This is a genomic window from Devosia sp. Root105 (genome assembly GCF_001424865.1).
Classification (GTDB): domain Bacteria; phylum Pseudomonadota; class Alphaproteobacteria; order Rhizobiales; family Devosiaceae; genus Devosia_A.
In genome coordinates this window covers 35,417-54,016 of sequence record NZ_LMCR01000002.1, presented here as the reverse complement: position 1 = coordinate 54,016, position 18,600 = coordinate 35,417, and the positions used below count along the sequence as shown (strand labels likewise).

At 65.6% G+C, this 18,600-nt stretch carries 17 protein-coding genes and 1 tRNA gene; 3 read left to right on the top strand and 15 right to left on the bottom strand.

Annotated elements, in window-relative coordinates; translation table 11 throughout:
- Window positions 1-41: 41 nt before the first annotated feature.
- From tsaE to ASC68_RS05655, 11 genes are all read right to left on the bottom strand, one after another.
- A complete protein-coding gene (tsaE, locus tag ASC68_RS05705; protein ID WP_055876210.1) occupies window positions 42-488 on the bottom strand; it encodes a tRNA (adenosine(37)-N6)-threonylcarbamoyltransferase complex ATPase subunit type 1 TsaE in 447 nt (148 codons plus the stop codon).
- A gap of 38 nt (window positions 489-526) precedes the next feature.
- Complete coding sequence (locus tag ASC68_RS05700) at window positions 527-2,932, bottom strand: PAS domain-containing sensor histidine kinase (protein ID WP_197421097.1); 2,406 nt, start codon at window positions 2,930-2,932, stop codon at window positions 527-529.
- Between the two features lie 609 nt (window positions 2,933-3,541).
- On the bottom strand, window positions 3,542-4,942 hold the full coding sequence (ahcY, locus tag ASC68_RS05695) for an adenosylhomocysteinase (protein ID WP_055876203.1): 1,401 nt from the start codon (window positions 4,940-4,942) through the stop codon (window positions 3,542-3,544).
- A 97-nt stretch (window positions 4,943-5,039) separates the two neighbouring features.
- The gene (locus tag ASC68_RS05690; protein ID WP_055876201.1) at window positions 5,040-5,549 is read right to left on the bottom strand and encodes a DUF2937 family protein; all 510 of its coding nucleotides are present in this window, start codon (window positions 5,547-5,549) and stop codon (window positions 5,040-5,042) included.
- A 118-nt stretch (window positions 5,550-5,667) separates the two neighbouring features.
- Entirely contained in the window at window positions 5,668-6,498 is an 831-nt protein-coding gene (gene trpA, locus ASC68_RS05685; RefSeq protein WP_055876198.1) for a tryptophan synthase subunit alpha, read from the bottom strand.
- Window positions 6,498-7,718 (bottom strand): tryptophan synthase subunit beta, encoded by a 1,221-nt coding sequence (gene trpB / locus ASC68_RS05680; protein WP_055876195.1) that lies wholly within the window; start codon window positions 7,716-7,718, stop codon window positions 6,498-6,500. The genes trpA and trpB overlap by 1 nt, the downstream gene beginning before the upstream one ends.
- A 10-nt stretch (window positions 7,719-7,728) precedes the next feature.
- Window positions 7,729-8,379 carry a phosphoribosylanthranilate isomerase gene (locus tag ASC68_RS05675; RefSeq protein WP_055876193.1) on the bottom strand — a complete coding sequence of 217 codons (651 nt, stop codon included), beginning with the start codon at window positions 8,377-8,379 and terminating at the stop codon, window positions 7,729-7,731.
- Between the two features lie 10 nt (window positions 8,380-8,389).
- Window positions 8,390-8,737, bottom strand: coding sequence for a lipopolysaccharide assembly protein LapA domain-containing protein (locus ASC68_RS05670; protein WP_055047554.1), 348 nt, complete (start codon window positions 8,735-8,737; stop codon window positions 8,390-8,392).
- 15 nt (window positions 8,738-8,752) lie between these two features.
- Complete coding sequence (locus ASC68_RS05665) at window positions 8,753-9,037, bottom strand: integration host factor subunit beta (RefSeq protein ID WP_055876189.1); 285 nt, start codon at window positions 9,035-9,037, stop codon at window positions 8,753-8,755.
- A 35-nt stretch (window positions 9,038-9,072) separates the two neighbouring features.
- Window positions 9,073-10,020, bottom strand: a complete 948-nt coding sequence (gene sppA / locus ASC68_RS05660) for a signal peptide peptidase SppA (RefSeq protein WP_055876184.1) — start codon at window positions 10,018-10,020, stop codon at window positions 9,073-9,075.
- A 252-nt stretch (window positions 10,021-10,272) separates the two neighbouring features.
- Window positions 10,273-12,759 carry a winged helix-turn-helix domain-containing protein gene (locus tag ASC68_RS05655; RefSeq protein WP_055876182.1) on the bottom strand — a complete coding sequence of 829 codons (2,487 nt, stop codon included), beginning with the start codon at window positions 12,757-12,759 and terminating at the stop codon, window positions 10,273-10,275.
- Between the two features lie 129 nt (window positions 12,760-12,888).
- Between ASC68_RS05655 and ASC68_RS05650 the strand changes: the two genes are divergently transcribed.
- The gene (locus ASC68_RS05650; protein WP_055876181.1) at window positions 12,889-13,083 is read left to right on the top strand and encodes a hypothetical protein; all 195 of its coding nucleotides are present in this window, start codon (window positions 12,889-12,891) and stop codon (window positions 13,081-13,083) included.
- 4 nt (window positions 13,084-13,087) lie between these two features.
- On the opposite strand, the gene ASC68_RS05645 is transcribed toward ASC68_RS05650, so the two are convergent.
- The 3 genes from ASC68_RS05645 to ASC68_RS05635 all read right to left on the bottom strand — a co-directional run bounded on the left by ASC68_RS05645 (window position 13,088) and on the right by ASC68_RS05635 (window position 16,268).
- Entirely contained in the window at window positions 13,088-13,594 is a 507-nt protein-coding gene (locus ASC68_RS05645; protein ID WP_055876178.1) for a GNAT family N-acetyltransferase, read from the bottom strand.
- 147 nt (window positions 13,595-13,741) lie between these two features.
- Complete coding sequence (gene rpsA, locus ASC68_RS05640; RefSeq protein ID WP_055876168.1) at window positions 13,742-15,439, bottom strand: 30S ribosomal protein S1; 1,698 nt, start codon at window positions 15,437-15,439, stop codon at window positions 13,742-13,744.
- Window positions 15,440-15,632: 193 nt separating this feature from the next.
- Entirely contained in the window at window positions 15,633-16,268 is a 636-nt protein-coding gene (locus ASC68_RS05635) for a (d)CMP kinase (RefSeq protein ID WP_055876163.1), read from the bottom strand.
- A gap of 188 nt (window positions 16,269-16,456) precedes the next feature.
- On the opposite strand from ASC68_RS05635, the gene ASC68_RS05630 reads away from it, so the two are divergent.
- Together ASC68_RS05630 and ASC68_RS05625 are read left to right on the top strand one after the other, a co-directional pair.
- A complete protein-coding gene (locus ASC68_RS05630; protein ID WP_055876161.1) occupies window positions 16,457-16,879 on the top strand; it encodes a TIGR02300 family protein in 423 nt (140 codons plus the stop codon).
- A gap of 195 nt (window positions 16,880-17,074) precedes the next feature.
- A tRNA-Ala gene (locus ASC68_RS05625) sits at window positions 17,075-17,150 on the top strand.
- 216 nt (window positions 17,151-17,366) lie between these two features.
- Here ASC68_RS05625 and ASC68_RS05620 read toward each other — a convergent pair.
- On the bottom strand, window positions 17,367-18,485 hold the full coding sequence (locus tag ASC68_RS05620; RefSeq protein ID WP_248310494.1) for an epoxide hydrolase family protein: 1,119 nt from the start codon (window positions 18,483-18,485) through the stop codon (window positions 17,367-17,369).
- Window positions 18,486-18,600: the final 115 nt, after the last annotated feature.

Genomic DNA, 18,600 nt, shown 5'->3' with positions numbered 1-18,600 from the left:
GTCCGCGATTTGACTCGGTGGGGCGCGGGAAGTCCAGCCGCCTAGACGACGCGCTCATCAGCGAAATTGTATCGCACATGACGACCGTCGCCGCCTGGCGGAACGGTCAGCTCGAACTCGCCAGTCGCGCTATCGATGAAGTGGTGCGAGGCCCGTCCCGGCCATTCGACCAGCACGATCGCCCCTGGGGTGTCGGAAAGGCCGAGTTCATCGACCTCGCGCTCATCAACGACCCGGTAGAGGTCTGCATGGAGAATCGATTGCTCCCCAGCTTCATACGGCTGAACCAGCGCAAAGGTGGGCGAGGGAACGTCCAGCATGTCATCGCCGACCAGCGCACGAATGATCGACCGTGCGAGCGCCGTCTTGCCCGCGCCCAGATCGCCATAGAGCAGGAGACGATCGCCGGGAACCAGGCGAGCGGCCAACCGTCGCCCAAAGGCGGCGGTCGCGTCGTCGTCGGCGAGGAACAGGTGCTGGTCAGCCATGGCACTGCAATAGCGTCAGCGCGCGACGGCGAAAAGCCCTACTCGGCGGCGCCGGCCATGGCGGCGTCGCTCGGAAGGCTCACCACCACGCGGGTGCCGCGCGGCTCGCGCCGCTCCACCGCGATGGTGCCGCCATGCATGTTGACGAAGGCGCGGACGATCGAGAGGCCGAGGCCGGCGCCGCGCTGGCGGACCGGGCCGGCCAACGCCTCGTTGCGATCGAGCAGCGCGACGCGCATTTCCTCGCTCATCGGGGCGCCTTCGTCCTCGACGACGAACTGGATGCGGCCGGTGCGGCCGCTGACGGTGAGCCGCACCTCGCCACCCGGTTCGGAGAAGCGGGCGGCGTTCGAGAGCAGGTTATAGAGCACGTTCACGATGCGGGTGCCGTCGGCGATGAATGGCGGCAGGTCGGGTTCGACGATGACCTTGAGGTTGAGCGAGGGCTCGCCATCGATATCGGGGAAGGTGGCGGCGAGGCCGGCGCGCGCCTTGTCGACAAGCGTTGCGACATCCTGCGGTTCGGGCTGCAATTCGGCAATGCCGGCATCGACCGTCGCGAGGTCGAGGATGTTGTCGATCAACACGCCCAGCGTGGCGCTCGAGGCGCGGATGAAATCGGTATAGCTGTGCTGCTTGTCGTTGAGTTCGCCGGCGGCGCCCGAGGCGAGCAGGTCGGCGAAGCCGATGATGTTGGTGAGCGGCGAGCGCAGTTCGTACGAGACGTTCTGCACGAACGCATCCTTCAGCCGGTCGGCGGTGATCAGTGCGTCGTTGCGCTCCTTCAGCACGCGCTGGTAGTTGGCGCTCTCGGTGACATCGAGGAAGGTCATCATCGTCTGCCCGTCGGGCAGCCGCACGATGGCATAGTCGATCAGCTTGCCGTCGGCGCGGGTGATGCGGCCCTGCCGGTCCGAGCGCGTCGGGTTGAGGTCGATGATCGAGCGCTTGAGGTCGCGCCAGATCGTCGCCCCGTCCTCGGGCAGCGCCCGCGCCGCGGCTTCGGCGATCTGGTCGATATGCGGCGTCTCGGCGAGGAGGTTGGCCGGCAGCTTCCACACGGTCGAGAGTTTCGGGTTCGACAGCGTCAGCCGCCCGTTGGTGCCGAACACCGCCACCGCTTCGCTCAGGGCGTTGAGGGTCGAGCGCTGTACGTCCAGCACCACCTTGTGCTGGCTCTTCAGGTTCAGCTGGTCGGTAATGTCCTCGAACACGTAGATCACCCCACCCTTCGGCCCAGCCGGGGCGGCGATCACCTGCACGGTGCGGCCATCGGGCAGGTGCCAGGGCTCGAGTTCCTTGGGGACGCGGAGTTGGTAGGCACTGAGGTGCCGGGTGCGCCAGCCCTGATAGTCGGGCTCGTTGGGCAGCTTGCCGTCGGTGCGGAGCTTGTCGAGGATGGCGCGCTCGTCCATGCCGAGCTTCAGCCAGTTCGGGTCGATGTCCCACATGGCGCAATAGGCGCGGTTGAACTGCACCAGCTCGCGATTGGGATTGAAGATGGCGATCGGCGTCGCCAGCGCATCGATAATGGCGCTGAGATGCGACAGCCCGGCATCGCGCGGGGCGCTGTCCTGGCGGGCGTGCAGATAGCCGGCCGAGCCACCGTTGACCGGGAAGTCGACGACCTCGAAATCGCCGACCTCGCCCAAGGTCACCATGGTGCTCTGGGGCTTACGCGCATCGCCAAGCACGGCGCGGTTGCGCTGCAGCAGGCCGTAATCGACCAGTTCGGCCGGCTGGCTCTCGCTGGTCTTGCGGCCGAGCGCCCGCGCCAGGTCGTGATAGGCGGCGTTGGCGAAGACGAGGCGGCCGGCGCCATCACGGAGGAAGGCCGGCTTGCCGAGGCTGGCGAGCACCGTACGGGCCGTGGCGTGGTCGGTGGCGGTCTGCGTGGCCTGCGAAACCGACGCTGCCGCAACCAGTTCGCCCTGCGGCGCAATCGCTGCCGGCCGGAGCCGGAGGGCGGCGCCGTTGCCGAGCAGCGAGCCCGAGGCACGCACGGTGCGGCCATCGCTGGCCTTGAGCGTCAGCTCGAAGCCGCGGCCGCCGACGCGGAGGTTTTCGATGGCGCGGGCGATGCGATCGGCGTCGGCCTCGCCGAGCCAGGAGGCGAAATCCAGCACCGCTTCAGCGCGCCGCCCCGGGGGCAGCAGGGCCGAAGCCTGGCCGAGGAAACGCGGGCCTTCGCCGGCGCTGGCCCACAGCACGATGATCTCGCGACCGCCAGACAGCAGCGCCTCGTATTCGTCGACCCGGGCGCGGAGCCCGGCGATCTGTTCGGCGGCGCGTGAGCGCGCCAGCCGGTTGTCGCGCAGCATGCGGCGCACCAGCGCCATGGCGATCAGTGCGAAGGCGCCGGCGCCCAGCGCGATGGCGACGGGCGCAGCGCCCATCACATTGTTGGCAGTGATGCCCTGGGCCAGGGCGGGGGACGCACTCACAAGGGTCACCAGACTCGCTGATAGACCTGCGAATCCCCAATCGTTCCGGACCCTATCCGGCGCCATATACTGCCCCTAACCGATTATGCCGCTCACCGCTGCCCGGATCGGACAGCGAACACCGCACTTGCCGCCGCGCCGAGCCCCATTGATTCGCCGCGCCTTCGGCAGGCCAAAACCCGTAACCGCCGAATCACCAGACATTACCGGGCGCGGAATCGCGCAAAAAGAGTCTAATTGTATGTGAACAGCGGGGAATGGCCCGAGAATGGGTGTTGACCCGAGTCCGAACAGTGAACGCTTCGTTAACGCCGCACTGATTTGGGGGGATTATTTTGCCTGGTGCGGTGCGTGTGGCCCCCCACCCAGCTTCGCTACGGCTGCGCCTAGCTGCGCTACCCTCCCCGTGGGGACGACAAGAGGTCGCCCCGAGGGGGAGGGAGACGATAGAACCGAAGCCAGCAGTCAGGTCTCCCTCCCCTTGATGGGGAGGGCAGCGCAGCTTGCTCGCGTAGCGAGCTTAGCGAAGCTGGGTGGGGCGGGGCCACAGGCACCAGATGTGAAAAAGGGCGCCCACCGGGCGCCCTTCAGAATTCGAAGCGTAACCTGTCAGTAGCGGTACTGTTCGGACTTGAACGGGCCAGTCTCGCTGACGCCGATATAGTCGGCCTGCGACTTACTGAGCTTGGTCAGCTTGGCGCCGAGCTTGGCGAGGTGGAGTTCGGCCACCTTCTCGTCGAGGTGCTTGGGCAGGACGTGCACCGCCTTGGTGAGCGTCTCGCCATTGGTCCAGAGCTCGATCTGCGCCAGGGTCTGGTTGGCGAACGAGGCGCTCATCACGAAGCTCGGGTGGCCGGTGGCGTTGCCGAGGTTGACGAGGCGGCCTTCCGACAGCAGCACGATGCGCTTATTGGCCGAGAGCTCGACGATATCGACCTGCGGCTTGACGTTGGTCCACTTGAAGTTGCGGAGCTCGGCAACCTGGATCTCGTTGTCGAAGTGGCCGATGTTGCAGACGATCGCCATGTCCTTGAGGTTGCGGATGTCGTCGAGGCTGACGACGTCCTTGTTCCCCGTCGCAGTGACGACGATGTCGGCGCGGTGCGCCGCGTCCTCGAGGGTCACCACTTCATAGCCATCCATCGCCGCCTGCAGGGCGCAGATCGGATCGACTTCGGTGACCAGCACGCGGGCGCCGGCGCCGCGCAGCGACTGAGCCGAGCCCTTGCCGACATCGCCGTAGCCGCAGACGATCGCCACCTTGCCGGCCAGCATCACATCGGTGCCGCGGCGGATGGCGTCGACCAGCGATTCACGCGTGCCGTACTTGTTGTCGAACTTCGACTTGGTGACGCTGTCATTGACGTTGATCGCCGGGAAGGGCAGCTCGCCCTTCTGCTGCAGCTGATAGAGCCGCATCACGCCCGTGGTGGTCTCCTCGGAGACGCCACGGATGTTGGCGCGGATCTTCGAATAGAATTTCGGGTCCTGGGCCAGGCGCTTCTTGATCAGCGCGAAGAAGATTTCCTCTTCCTCGGAGTGCGGGTTGTTGAGCACCGACGGGTCGGTCTCGGCCTTGGCGCCGGTCAGCACCAGCATGGTGGCGTCGCCGCCGTCATCGAGGATCATGTTGGGGGTCTGACCGCCCGGCCATTCCATCATGCGGTCGGTGTAATCCCAGTATTCCTCGAGGCTCTCACCCTTTTTGGCGAATACCGAGATGCCGGCGGCGGCGATAGCGGCGGCGGCGTGATCCTGGGTCGAAAAGATGTTGCAGCTGACCCAGCGGACGTCGGCGCCGAGCGCCTTCAGCGTCTCGATCAGCACGGCGGTCTGGATGGTCATGTGGAGCGAGCCGGCAATGCGGGCGCCCTTGAGTGGCTGCTTTGCCGCATATTCCTCGCGGATCGCCATCAGGCCGGGCATTTCGATCTCGGCCATGCCGATTTCCTTGCGGCCATACTCGGCGAGGCCGATGTCGCGGACCACGTAGTCGTTATTGCTGGCCATCGGCCCTGTCTCCGTCTTGTCGTGCTGTTGCGGCCTTATACTGAAGCCTGAGGCCGCTATCAACCGGGATATAAAGAAAGCTTTATGTCCCTCACGGTCAGCGCTCCACGTAGCGAACCCGACGGCGCCGGAACGGCAGCATCAGCACGCCGACGATTGCCGAAAGCGTGACGTAGCCTACGGCGAAGCCGGCGGCCGCATAGCTCAGCCCCTCGATGGTCACCGGCACCGCCGGCTGGTAGTCGCTGAGGGTGCGCCGGCCGATCTCGGTATCGAAATATTCCGGCATCCGGGTGAAGCGCTCCCAGCCGGTGGCGCCACGCACTTCGGCCAGGGTCGAGGACAGTTCCTGATAGCGCGAGAAGGTCCGCGCCATCGACTCGCCGCGTGCCGCAATGAAGCTGTCGCCGGTCTTCGAATAGCGGTCGATCGCCTGCTCCAAGGTCAGGCCGGCTTCTTTGGCGGCGACCTCGAACTCGGTGGTGATGATGTGCAATTCGTCCACCGCGCCCCCCAGCCGCTGGGTGTATTGCTGGGCATATTCGGGGAACTGGCTGAGGCACAGCCCAAGCGCCAGGCCGCCAAGGATGCCGAGTGTCCTGCGCATCAGAGAGCTCCGTTCCCAACTGCAACGGCACGACAGCGCGTGCCGTTCCGAACATAGGAACAGTTGGTGAGCGAGAGGCTAACTCGCCAGACCTCGGAAGCCGGAGGCCTTGCTGCAGTCAGGCGGCCGCCTTTGCCCGCTTCACGCCGCTGGAGAGGCCCGCGACCAGCGTCGTCACCGCAGCGACGGTGCCGGCGGTGGCCTTGCCGTTCTCCAGCGAGCCGAGCACCGCGTTACAGATGGCGGTGCCGACGGCGATGCCGTCGGAATCGCGGCCCATGCGGGCGGCGTCGTCGGCGGTCTTGATGCCGAAGCCGACCACGACCGGCAGGTCGGTATGGCCCTTGATGCGGGTCACCGCTTCGCCCACGGCAGCGTGGTTCTTGATGCTGGCGCCGGTGATGCCGGTCATCGAGACGTAGTAGACAAAGCCCGAGGTGTTGTTGAGCACCGCCGGCAGGCGTGCATCATCGGTGGTCGGGGTGGCAAGCCGGATGAAGTTGAGGCCGGCCTCAAGCGCTGGAATGCAGAGCTCGGCATCTTCTTCGGGCGGCAGGTCGACGACGATCAGCCCGTCGACGCCCGCGGCCTTGGCAGCGCTCAGGAAAGCATCGACGCCGAAAATGTAGATCGGGTTGTAGTAGCCCATCAGGACGATCGGGGTTTCGTCGTCCTGCTTGCGGAAGGCTTCGACCATCGCGAGCGTCTTCTTCATCGTCTGGCCCGCCGCGAGCGCCCGCTGGCCGGCGGCCTGGACGCCCGGGCCATCAGCCATCGGGTCGGAGAACGGCATGCCGAGCTCGATGATATCGGCGCCAGCGCCCGGCAGCGCCTCGAGGATGGCCTGCGCGGTGGCGAGGTCCGGATCGCCGGCCATGGTGTAGGCGACGAGCGCCGGACGGTTCTGCGAGGCACAGAGCGCAAAACGCGCGGGGATACGGGTGGTCATCAGCTGTTCATCCCCAGGTAGCGGCCGACGCTCTCGACATCCTTGTCGCCGCGGCCGGAAAGGCAGAGGACGATGGTCTCGTCCTTGCTCATAGTCGGCGCGACCTTCATGAGATGCGCGAGGCCATGGGCGCTTTCCAGTGCCGGGATGATGCCCTCGAGCCTGGTGCAGAGCTGGAAGGCGTCGAGCGCTTCCTTATCGGTGATCGGCGCGTAGGTGACGCGCTTGGTATCATGCAGATAGGAGTGCTCGGGACCGACGCCTGGATAGTCGAGGCCGGCCGAAATCGAGTGGCCCTCGAGGATCTGGCCGTCGGCATTCTGTAAGAGGTAGGTGCGGTTGCCGTGCAGCACGCCGGGGCGGCCGCCGGTCATCGAGGCGGCATGGCCGTTCTCGACTTCGATGCCATGGCCGCCGGCTTCGGCGCCATAGAGCTTCACCGAGGGATCATCGAGAAAGGCGTGGAAGGTGCCGATGGCGTTGGAGCCGCCGCCGACGCAGGCGACGACGGCGTCGGGCAGCCTGCCGGTCTCGGCCTCTATCTGCGCCTTGATCTCTTCGCCGATCACCGACTGGAAGTTGCGCACCATCTCCGGATAGGGATGCGGGCCGGCCGCGGTACCGATCAGGTAATAGGTGGTCTCGACATTGGTGACCCAGTCGCGCAGCGCCTCGTTCATGGCATCCTTGAGGGTGCCGGCGCCGGCAGTGACCGGACGGACCTCGGCGCCGAGCATCTTCATGCGCAAGACGTTGGGGTATTGCCGCTCGACGTCGGTGGCGCCCATGAACACCACGCAGGGCAGATCGAACTTGGCGCAGACCGTCGCCGTCGCCACGCCATGCTGGCCGGCGCCGGTCTCTGCGATGATGCGGGTCTTGCCCATGCGCTTGGCGAGGAGGATCTGGCCGAGCGTGTTGTTGATCTTGTGCGAGCCGGTGTGGTTCAGCTCTTCGCGCTTGAAATAGACCTTGGCGCCGCCCAGTTGCTCGGTCAGCCGCTCGGCGAAATAGAGCGGCGAGGGGCGGCCGACATAGTGGGTAGCAAGATGCTTGATCTGGGCCTGGAACTCAGGATCGGCCTGCGCTGCGCGGTAGGCCTTCTCGAGATCGAGGATCAGCGGCATCAGCGTTTCGGCGACGAAGCGCCCGCCATAGAGCCCAAAGCGACCCTGCTCGTCGGGGCCGTTGCGAAGGGAATTGGCCCCGGTCGCGGTCACTGCTGAACTCCTACCCGTGTGCGGCTCGCGCCTGCTCGATGAAAGCCCGGATCAGCGCCGCGTCCTTGACGCCGGGCGCGGTTTCGACGCCGGAGGAGACATCGACGGCCATCGGTCGAACGGCCCGGATTGCCTCTCCCACCGTCTCGGGCGTGAGGCCCCCGGAAAGCATGAATGGAAGGTTGGGGTCAAGCGCCTTGAGCAGGCTCCAGTCGAACGGCACGCCATGCCCGCCGCTGCGATCGGCCCCCTTGGGCGCCTTGGCGTCGAGCAGGATGCGATCGGCGATATCGGCGAAGTCGGCAACATGCGCCACATCCTCGGCCGTGCTGATGCCGATGGCCTTCATGATGGCGATGCCGGCTTCGTCGCGGATCGCTTCGACGCGATGCGGCGTCTCAGGGCCATGCAGCTGGATCCAGTCGGGCGACAAAGCGGCAATTTCCATGACCGAGGAATTGTCCGGATTGACCAGGACGACGCAGGTCTCGATCCGGCCACGTGCCGCCGAGATCAGTTCCTGCAGCGTCTCGAGATCGACATGCCGGGGGCTGCGCTCGAAATGCATGAAGCCGACGATGTCGGCGCCGGCGTCGATGGCTGCGTCGAGCAGTGCCGGGGTCCTGATGCCGCAGATCTTGACGATGAGGGGGTCGGACATGTGCCTTGGATCAGTTGGGAACGAAATCTTCGGCGCCAAGCGCCGGGGGTTCGGGCGAGCGGCGGGCAACCTCCAGCTCGCGATGCAAGCGTTCGGTCTCGCGCTTGAAGTGGCGCTCGTCGCGGCGATGCGGCCCCTGGGCGAACCAGGTGGCGACGCCGCCGAGCAACACGCCGACCAGCAGCACGGCAAACAGCACCAGGAACAGCGGCACGCCGACACCCGGCGAGCTCAAGGCTTCGACCGGCGCGAAGGGGTTGAAGTTCACCACCACCAGCTGGCGGTTGGCCAGGGCGAACACAATCAGCACCGCGCAAAGCGGCACCAGCACGAACCAGCCGACAATGCGTCTAATCATCGGAAATGCCAGACATCATCCCGCGCGATTGATCCGCTCACGGATTTCCTTGCCGGCCTTGAACTGCGGCACGTACTTCTCGCCCACATCGACGGTTTCGCCGGTCCTGGGGTTGCGGCCGACACGCGCCGGCCGGTTCTTGACCGAGAAGGCACCGAAGCCGCGCAGCTCGACGCGGTCACCACGGGCCATCGCGTCGCCGACCTCATCGAGGATAGCGTTCACGATGTTCTCGATATCGCGCTGAAACAGATGCGGATTCTCGTCGGACAGTCGCTGCACGAGTTCGGACTTGATCATACCGCCCCCCGGCGCACTCCACGGGTCGATGGGGTTCACATCGATGGGTTAGCCTGCCAAAGCGAGACCAAACCGTCAAGGGACATCGCCCCGTCGACGCTCGAACGCATCACTTCGGCAGCGCTCTGGCCGAGCCAGCGGGTTACGCCGAACCAACCTTCGGCCGGCAACGGAAAGTAATCGACCACCGGCAGGTCGGCGACAATGGCTTTGTCGCTCTCGAGCCAAGTAATGGCCTCGGCTTCGCCGCCGATCGCGTCGATCAGCTTGCTCTCGACGCCCTGGCGCCCGGTGATGATGCGGCCATCAGCCAGCGCCAGCGTTTCAGGCCGTGGGATGGCGCGGCGTTCGGCAACGATATCGACAAACCATTCGAACGAATCGTTGACCAGCGCCTGCAGCGAGGCGCGGACCTCGCCCTGCATCGGTTCGTTGAAGTCGGGCTCGGCCTTGAGCGGGCCGGTCTGCACCTTGTCGAAGTTGACCCCGATGGTGTTCAGCAGCTTGCCGGCATCGACATGCTGATAGAGCACGCCGATCGAGCCGACGATCGACAGCCGGCGGGCGAAGATGCGGTCGGAGGCGATGGCGGTCATATAGGCGGCCGAAGCGCCGAGCTCGCTGATCACCGCGACCACCGGTTTTTTGGCGCGCAGCGCCCCAAGCGCCTCGTAGAGTTCCTCACCGCCCGCCGTGGTGCCGCCGGGAGAATTGATGGCGACGATCACGGCTTTCACCGCATCGTCCTCGGCGAGCTTGTCGAGGATCTTGAGGCGAGCCGGATCGGTCATGATGGTGCCGGTAATGCTGACCCGGGCAATGCGGTCGCCGGGGCCGCCCTGCTCCATGGCGAAGCGGCCGACAATGGCCAGGACGGCAGCAGCGAGCGCTAGGAAGAACAGCACCCGCCACAGCCGGCGTGACCGGCGCAGCCGGGCATTGGCGGGGATCAGGTGCGCGCTATCGCCGGGAGTGTCGGTCATCGGGGCCTCATGCAGGATTGGAGCGAGGTAACCCGCGGGCGGCGGCAAATGCAAGGCGGAGAAGGGTTGCGGGCCGAGGCTCTGAAAGTCCTCCAAACTCGGTGTCATCCCCGCGAAAGCGGGGAACTCCGTTTGCGATCGTGCGGCAAGCCAAGAAAACAGAGGTTCCCGCTTTCGCGGGAATGACCCGGTGGGTGGGGACGGGATCACACAGTGGGTGGGGAAGGGTCATTGCCCCGCGGATAGCGAGCCCTACACCTTCAGCCGCTGCCGCTCGGTCTTGATGAAGCCGGCGAGGTGATCGGCCTCGAACAGGGTCAGCGCCCTGCCCTGCTGCAGCAGGCGGTCGCGTTCGGCTCGGCCCAGCGCGGCCTCGAGGGTGCCGGAGAGCCGGTTACGCTGCATTTCCTCGGTGGCCTGGCGACCATCGATCCAGCCCTCGAAACTCTTGTCGGTGAAGCCGACGAGGAGCGCCGCGACATCGAAGGCGCCGCGCGTCGCAAGCAGCTCCGCGGCGTTCTGCAACAGGCACCAGTGCCACTGGCCGCCATCGCGCGGCACGATCTCGGCCGCTTCGTAGAGAGGGGCGACCGCACCGTCGAAATCGCCGAGCGCCATGCGGTAGGCGGCGTTGTTGTTGAGATGGAAGCCGAGCAGCAGGCTGCGGCCGGCGGCTCGCAATTCGGGCATAATCTGATTGGAGAGCGACAGGGCGCGAACCGTGTCGCCGCCCTTGTGCAGCATCTCGGCGAGGTTCATCACCGAGCGGAAGCGGCCCTTGGGATTGCCGACATCGAGATGCATGGCAAGCCCGGCTTCGGCGCGGGCGAGCCCCGACATGGTGTCACCGCGGGTCCAGGCCTGGGTGCCGATGCCCACCAGCGCCCAGGATTTGACCTTGCTGGGCGGCATGTCGGCGATCAGCGTTTCGAGCTCGGCGACCAGCGGCTCGGCATCGCCCTGATGGTGGAAGAAGATGGTGATCCAAGCGGTAAGCACCAGCGCCTGGGTGTAGCGCAACCGATCATCGCTCTGGCGGAACCAGTCGAGCGCCGGCTCCAGTCCCTGATAGGCGCGGACGTCCATGGCGTTGTAGCGGCCGATCTCGCCCAGGGCCAGTTGCAGCCGCGCGGCGGTTTCGGGCGGCACGGCGCCGACCAGCGACATGCCGGCCTCGATGGTCGCGAGCCCTTCGGCGCCGAGCTGCTCTTCCATGAAGTAGCGGTAGGAGCCGGCGGCGATCTCGACATAAGTCGGCCAGTCGGCGCGGGTCTTGGTCCAGGCGAGGGCAGCGCGGAGGTTGTCACCGTCCGGGCGGTAGATCTGGTCCCAGCGCTCGTCGGGCAGCACCTCCCAGCGCAGCACGCTGTCGGCGAACAGGTCGCGAATATAGGCGGCATGGCGGTCGCGGGTGATGACGTCCTCGCCGGCCTCGGCCAGCTTGTCGAGGGCGAAATGACGAGTGGACTCGAGCAGGCGGTAGCGCGCCCGGTCCTGCCCGTCGCGCACGACGAGCGAGCGGCGCACCAGTTCGGCGACCCGCATCTCGGCCCCCTCGCCCGCCACCGCGTTGACGGCGGGGATGGAGAAGCTGCCCTGGAACACCCCGAGCGCGCGCAGCGTGCGTTGATCTTCGGGCTCGAGCAGGTCGTAGCTCCAGGCCAGCGAGGCGGCGAGGGAACGGTGGCGCGGCAGCGCCGGGTCCCAATCGGCCTCGAGGCTCGCCAGCTGCTGCTCGAGCTGGCGATCGACGGTCTCGATACCGACGGTGGCGGCGCGGGCGGCTGCCATCTTCAGCGCCAGCGCCACCCCATCGAGGCGACGGCAGAGCCGGGCGACGATCGGCAGTTCGTCGGCGGAGAGCTTTTCGCCGAACGCCTCATAGCAATAGGCGAGGAACTGCGCCGAGGCGGCGTCTACGAGCTCGCCTTCGCCGGTGACGGCGAAAGGCAAGAGCTTGAAGACATGTTCCTCGGGCAAGGCGAGCGGCACCTGCGAGGTCGCAAGGATGCGGATATCAGGCACTTCGGCCAGCAAGGTGCGAATGACGCGGGCCGCGGCGCCGCGCACATGCTCGCAATTGTCGAAGATCAGCACCGCTTCGGTGGGCCTCAGATACTCGACAATCGACTCGAGCGAGCGGCTGCCGGCGCGGAACGGCACGGCGAGGGTCTGGATCAAGACGCTCTCGATGAACTCGCCGCTGCCGAGCGAAGCAAGGTCGACCATCCAGACGCCGCCATCGACGCGACCGAGCGTCTCGGCCACCGCGACCGCCAGCGTGGTCTTACCGACCCCGCCGGGGCCGAGAATGCTGACCAGTCGGTGCTGGTCGAGCAGGCGCGCCACCGCGGCGATTTCAGTTTCGCGCGCCACGCAGTCGGCACGATAGCGGCCGAGATTGCCGTCGGCGCCGGCGGCGAGCGATCGCATCGGCTCCTCATCCTCGACCGGCTCGGGGCCGACATATTTGTAGCCGCGACCGTGCACGGTGGCGATGAAGCCGGGGCCCAGCGCTTTGCGCAGCGCCGACATGTGAACCTGGAGCGTATTCTCCTCGACCACCACGCCGGGCCACACCGCGTCGAACAGGGCCGCCTTGTCGAGCAACTGGTTGGGCCGGGTCAGCAGCGCCTCGAGCAGGTCGAAGGAACGGCCCGAAAGCTCGATCAACCCGTCGGGGCCGATGAGCTCGCGTTCACGCGGCCGGATCCGGTAGTCGCCAAAGCGTTTTTCCATTGTGTGATCATAGCCTGATCCCCTGATTCAGGTCGATCAGGACTGCTTCAGAACTCTTCAGGATTGCCCCAAGGACTGCCGGGCCGCTCGGGGCGATGATCAGCGCATCAGATCCGAGGAGACGGACAAATGCTCTACCAGCCCAAGGCCCGTAACAATGCCGCAGCGCTCGCCCGGCACGTGCTCGTCGCCATCGCCGGCGTGTTCGGCGGTCTCGGCCGCGGCCGTTCCGACGGCGCCTATCTCGACGGCATGCGCGGCAGCGAACTCGAAGACCTCGGCCTCCGCCGCGGCGACGATGGCAGCTACCGGACGTTCCAGTGAGCGGTCAATCGAGCGTGCGCACCATGTACCGCGCCTCTGCCTCGTAGCTCAGCAGCTTGCCGTAGAGCTCAGGAACCTCGGTCACCTCGAAGCCGTGGCGTTGCCAGAACGGGATCGAGCCGTTCACCGCGACCAGCGTCATGGTGGGGTAGCCCTCGGCGTTGGCGTGCTTGACCAGCGCCTCGACGATCTTGGACGCTGCGCCGACCCGGCGGGTGACCGGCAAGAGGCAGAGATCGTGCAGGTAATAGGTATCGGGCTCGGCCGGCAGCGCCTTCAGCAGCGTGTTGAGCGGCGGCAGCGTGCCATAGAGCCAGGGGTGGCTCAGCACGTAGCCGGCCGGCTTGTCGCCGATCTCGAGCAGGTAGCAGCCGTGCCGGTAGAGCTTCAGGCGCTCGGCCAGCACCTCGGGCGTTTCGAAGAAATCGACATGCACGGTATCGGCAATGCCCTGCACGGCCGGCAGGTCATAGCTGGTCATGGCGCGCCAGGCGACATCCTTCAAAAGCATCGTTTCCCCCAAACAAAGGGCCCGCACCTGTCGGTGCGAGCCCTCCGGAGCGCTTTCAGGAAAAGTTGCAGACTTTTCCGGTTCGAAAGCGCGACCAAATCAAACAGATGCAGACCCGCGGGGTGCCGAAGCACCCCGCGGAAACGCTTACTTCTCGTCGCGGCCCTTGAGGGCGGCGCCCAGGATGTCGCCGAGCGAAGCGCCCGAGTCCGACGAACCATAGGCGGCCACGGCTTCCTTCTCCTCGGCGATTTCAAGCGCCTTGATGGAGAGCTGGATGCGCTGGGTCTTGCGATCGTACTGGGTGACGCGCGCGTCGACCTTCTCGCCCTTGCTGAAACGCTCCGGACGCTGGTCGTTGCGGTCACGCGACAGATCGGCGCGACGGATGAAGGCGGTCATCTCGGTGTCGTTGATGCGCACTTCGATGCCGCCATCGTTGACCTCGGTCACCGTGCCGGTCACCACCGAGCCCTTGCGGACGCCGTCGCCGCCAGCATCGGCCACTTCGCCGACTGCCAGCTGCTTGATGCCGAGCGAGATGCGCTCCTTCTCGACGTCGACGTCAAGCACCTTGGCCTGGACGATGTCGCCACGGTTGTAGGCCTCGAGAGCCTGCTCACCCGGCTTCTGCCAGTCGAGGTCGGAGAGGTGGACCATGCCGTCGACATCGCCATCGAGACCAATGAACAGACCGAACTCGGTCTTGTTCTTGACCTCGCCCTCGACAACGGTACCCGAGGGGTACTTGTCGGCGAAGGTTTCCCACGGGTTGGCAAGCGTCTGCTTGAGGCCCAGCGAGATACGGCGCTTCTCGGGATCGACCTCGAGCACCATCACTTCGACTTCCTGCGAGGTCGAAACGATCTTGCCCGGGTGGACGTTCTTCTTGGTCCAGCTCATCTCGGACACGTGGATCAGGCCTTCGATGCCCGGCTCCAGCTCGACGAACGCACCGTAGTCGGTGATGTTGGTCACGCGGCCGGTGAACTTGGCGCCGACCGGATACTTGGCGGCAATGCCATCCCACGGATCGGCCTGCAGCTGCTTCATGCCCAGCGAGATACGGTGGCTCTCGTGGTTGATGCGGACGATCTGCACCTTGATGGTCTCGCCGATCGACAGCACTTCGGACGGGTGATTGACCCGGCGCCAGGCAATGTCGGTGACGTGCAGCAGACCATCGATACCGCCGAGGTCGACGAACGCACCGTAATCGGTGATGTTCTTGACCACGCCGTCGACGACCTGGCCTTCCTCGAGCTGCTGGACGATCTCGGAGCGCTGCTCAGCGCGGCTCTCTTCGAGGATCGCACGACGCGACACGACGATGTTGCCGCGGCGCTTGTCCATCTTCAGGATCTGGAACGGCTGCGGCACATTCATCAGCGGGCCGATGTCGCGGATCGGGCGGATATCCACCTGCGAGCGCGGCAGGAAGGCAACAGCGCCTTCGAGGTCGACAGTGAAGCCGCCCTTGACCTGGTTGAAGATGATGCCTTCGACGCGCTGGTTGGCGTTGTACATCTCTTCGAGCTTGACCCAGCTCTCTTCGCGGCGAGCCTTCTCGCGCGACAGCACGGCCTCGCCGACGGCGTTCTCGACGCGATCGACATAGACTTCGACGAGCGAACCGACCTTGATGGTGCCGTCACGGCCGGCGGCGCCGAATTCCTTCAGCGCGATGCGGCCTTCGGTCTTCAGGCCGACGTCGATGATGGCGAGATCCTTCTCGATCGCCACGACGGTGCCCTTGACCACGGTCCCTTCCAGCGGCTCGTTCTCGAGGAACGAGTCCAGCAGCAGGGATTCGAAATCTTCCTTGGTAACAGTTTGAACTGCCAAACGACTTCTCCAATGCGCCCGGTGGCTTGAGGTGAAAGGCCCGGTTGCCAATCGCCATGAAAAGGCGATCCGGTGCGCTGGCGCGCGAGCCATGTGGGGTTAGGATGGTTTTCCGCTGCCGGCTCTTGGAACATGCCGGGGGACGAAAGCCGCAAGGTTTGGTTTAGCAGCCCGGACTTGGTGGTCGCCGAAGCTACGCCTTGCGCGCCATGACCCCGTCGACAATGGCGACGGCTGCGCGGAGTGCGGCCTCTATACCCAAGAGCGTGGTGTCCAGCAAGTGGGCATCGGGCGCCTGGTAGAAGCCGCCGTGTGGATTCGCTCGGTCCCGCGCGTCCCGCTGCTCTATCTGGTGATAGAGGGCGTAACGATCAACCACCTGCCCCTTGGCTTCGAGCTGGCGGGCGCGGCGCTCCATGCGGGCCTTGCTGTCGGCGACGATGAACAGCTTCACATCGGCATCGGGACAGACCACCGTGCCGATGTCGCGGCCGTCGATCACCGCGCCGCCTGGCTGGTGGGCATAGTCGCGCTGATACTGCCGCATCGCGAGGCGCACGTCGTTGATCACTGCGACGTGCGAGGCAAGAACGCCGGCTTCGGCGCTTGTCAGCTTGTCGACGTCGCTCAGGTGTGCGGCATCCAGCGCACGGGCCGCGGCGATGGCATAGGCCTCGAAATCGGACTTACCCAGATGGTCGGCGACGGCAAGGCCAACGGCGCGATAGAGCAGCCCGGTGTCGAGGTGCGGCAGGCCATAGTGCCGGGCAAGACCGGCCGCCAGCGTGCCTTTGCCGGATGCCGCCGGCCCATCCATCGCAATGATCATTGCCCCTCCGCACCCAGGCTGTTCGCGGCCCTGCCTATCACGCTGGCCGGGCGGGCTGCCAGCATGCCACGACGCTACCCCCAGAGATCGGTCGAGTGCCGCCGCACTTTCGGTTTGACAGGGCGAAACTTTCACCCTAACCGGACGTTTCCCTGCGGGTGGCCCCGCCTTTCTATACGAGGAAGCAATTGGCCAACGACGAACGCGGTACGAAACGGGAAGATCCCGATACCGGCAAGAAGTTCTACGACCTGAATAAGGATCCGATCGTCTCGCCTTATACCGGCAAGTCCTATCCGCGCTCCTATTTCGAGCAGAACGCCGTAGCGGCGGTGCGTGCCAAGGCCGCAGTTGCTCGCGAAGACGAGGATGAAGAGGAAGAGACGGAAGTCGAGGAAGCGGCCGAGCCCGGCGCGCCCGAGATCGTCTCGCTCGAGGATGCCGACGCCGAAGAGGCCGGCGCCGATGACGGTGAAGAGATCCCTGATGTCGAGGACGTCGAAGACGTCGAAGACATCGGCGATGACGACAGCGACGTGTTCCTCGAAGAGGATGAAGACGAGGACGAGAACCTCGACTTCGACGTCGGCGGCGGTGGGGACGAGCGCTAAACCCGGCCCCCTCCGGCGCGGGTTTGGGTGCGAAAGTCGAGAACTTTTCCCCACCGCGCAGAGCCCACGAAATACCGCTTGCATGCGAGAGGTGACGTGGGTAGATAGCACCGCGCTTCGACGGGAGACCGCCGCGGCGCATACCCAAAGGCACGATACGATCGTGCCACCGGATGTGATCCACGGATCGTTGATGGGGCCATAGCTCAGTTGGGAGAGCGCTTGCATGGCATGCAAGAGGTCGTCGGTTCGATTCCGATTGGCTCCACCAAATCCCCGGTTTTCCAGGACCGTCCATTGGCGTCCTGAAATCGTCCGGCAAGGGCTGCCAGCTCAGGCGAATTACCTCGATTTCCAATTGTTCAGACGTCCTGGCGGACCGCCGGCTTTCTGCGCGCGCGGGCGTCGATCAGCTTCGCCTCCGGTTCATAGGCTTGAGCGCCGGCGGAAAGCCAACCGGCGCTCTTGCGTGACCTTGCCCCTGCGATCAGCGCTTGAGCAGCGTTGCGAACTCGCGGAGGTCGCCGGCGAAGAATTCCGGATCCTCCCAGGCCGCGAAGTGCCCGGCTTTCTGCATGTCGTGGAACTGCACCACATTGCCGGCGGTCTGACGATCGGCCCATTCGCGCGGCAGGCGCACGCCGCCGGGGATCGGAACCTCCGTCGCCACCGCCACCGGAACTCCGGTGTTCGCGCCCTTGATGGTCGGCGGCTGCATGGCGTTCTGGCTGTAGATCCGGAACGACGACGCGGCGGTCTCGGTCAGCCAGTAGATCATGATGTTGGTGATCAGCTCGTCGCGACCGAAGCGTTCATCCGCCTCGTCGCCGACGCCCATGCCGGCCATGAAGCTCATGATCCACGCCGCGAGCCCCACCGGCGAGTCGTTCATCGCGAACGCCAGGCTCTGCGGCTTGGTGGCATGCACCAGGTTGAAGGCGCCATGCGCGAAGAACCACTGCTGGATGGCGCCGGCATAGGCCTGCTCCGGCGGGGTCAGCGCCGCGAAGTCGGTGGTGTGGTCGGGATAGCCGACATCGGTCACGTGATAGCCGAGCAGCACCTCCGGGTGTCGCTGGGCCAGCGACATGGAGATGATCGAGCCGCCATCGCCGCCGGCAGCGATGAACTTGCCGTAGCCGAGCGTCTCGGTCATCAGGCGAGCGAAGAGATCGGCGACCTTGTCCATCGGCAGGGCCGTCCTGCCGGAGAACCCGGTCCCCGGAATCGACGGGACCACAACGTGGAAATCCTCGGACAGCCGCTCGATCACCCGGTGATAGCGGAAGAACGAATCCGGCCAGCCGTGCAGCAGCAGCAGTGGGGTCGCGTTCGGGTTGCTCGAGGGACGGTGGACGAAATGCAGGTCCATGCCGTCGAGTGCGACCTTGAAGTTGCCGAGCGCGTTGAGCCCGGCCTCGGCGCGCCGCCAGTCATAGTCGTTGATCCAGTAGTCGGTCAGTTGCTTGAGATAGTCGAGATTGGTCCCGATGGACCAGCCCGCATCTTCAGGTTGATCGGGCCAGCGGGTGTGCTGGAGCCGATACTTCAGGTCGGCGAGCTGGGCATCCGGGATGGCGATTTCGAAAGCGGTCGGATTGGTCATGGTGGTCGTCTCCTCTGAATGAGCGGCTTTGGCTGTGAAGGCAGCGAGCAGGGCTGAGGCTGCGAGGGCCTTGGAAAACTGACGGCGGTTCATCTCTCATCTCCACGCTTGTCTG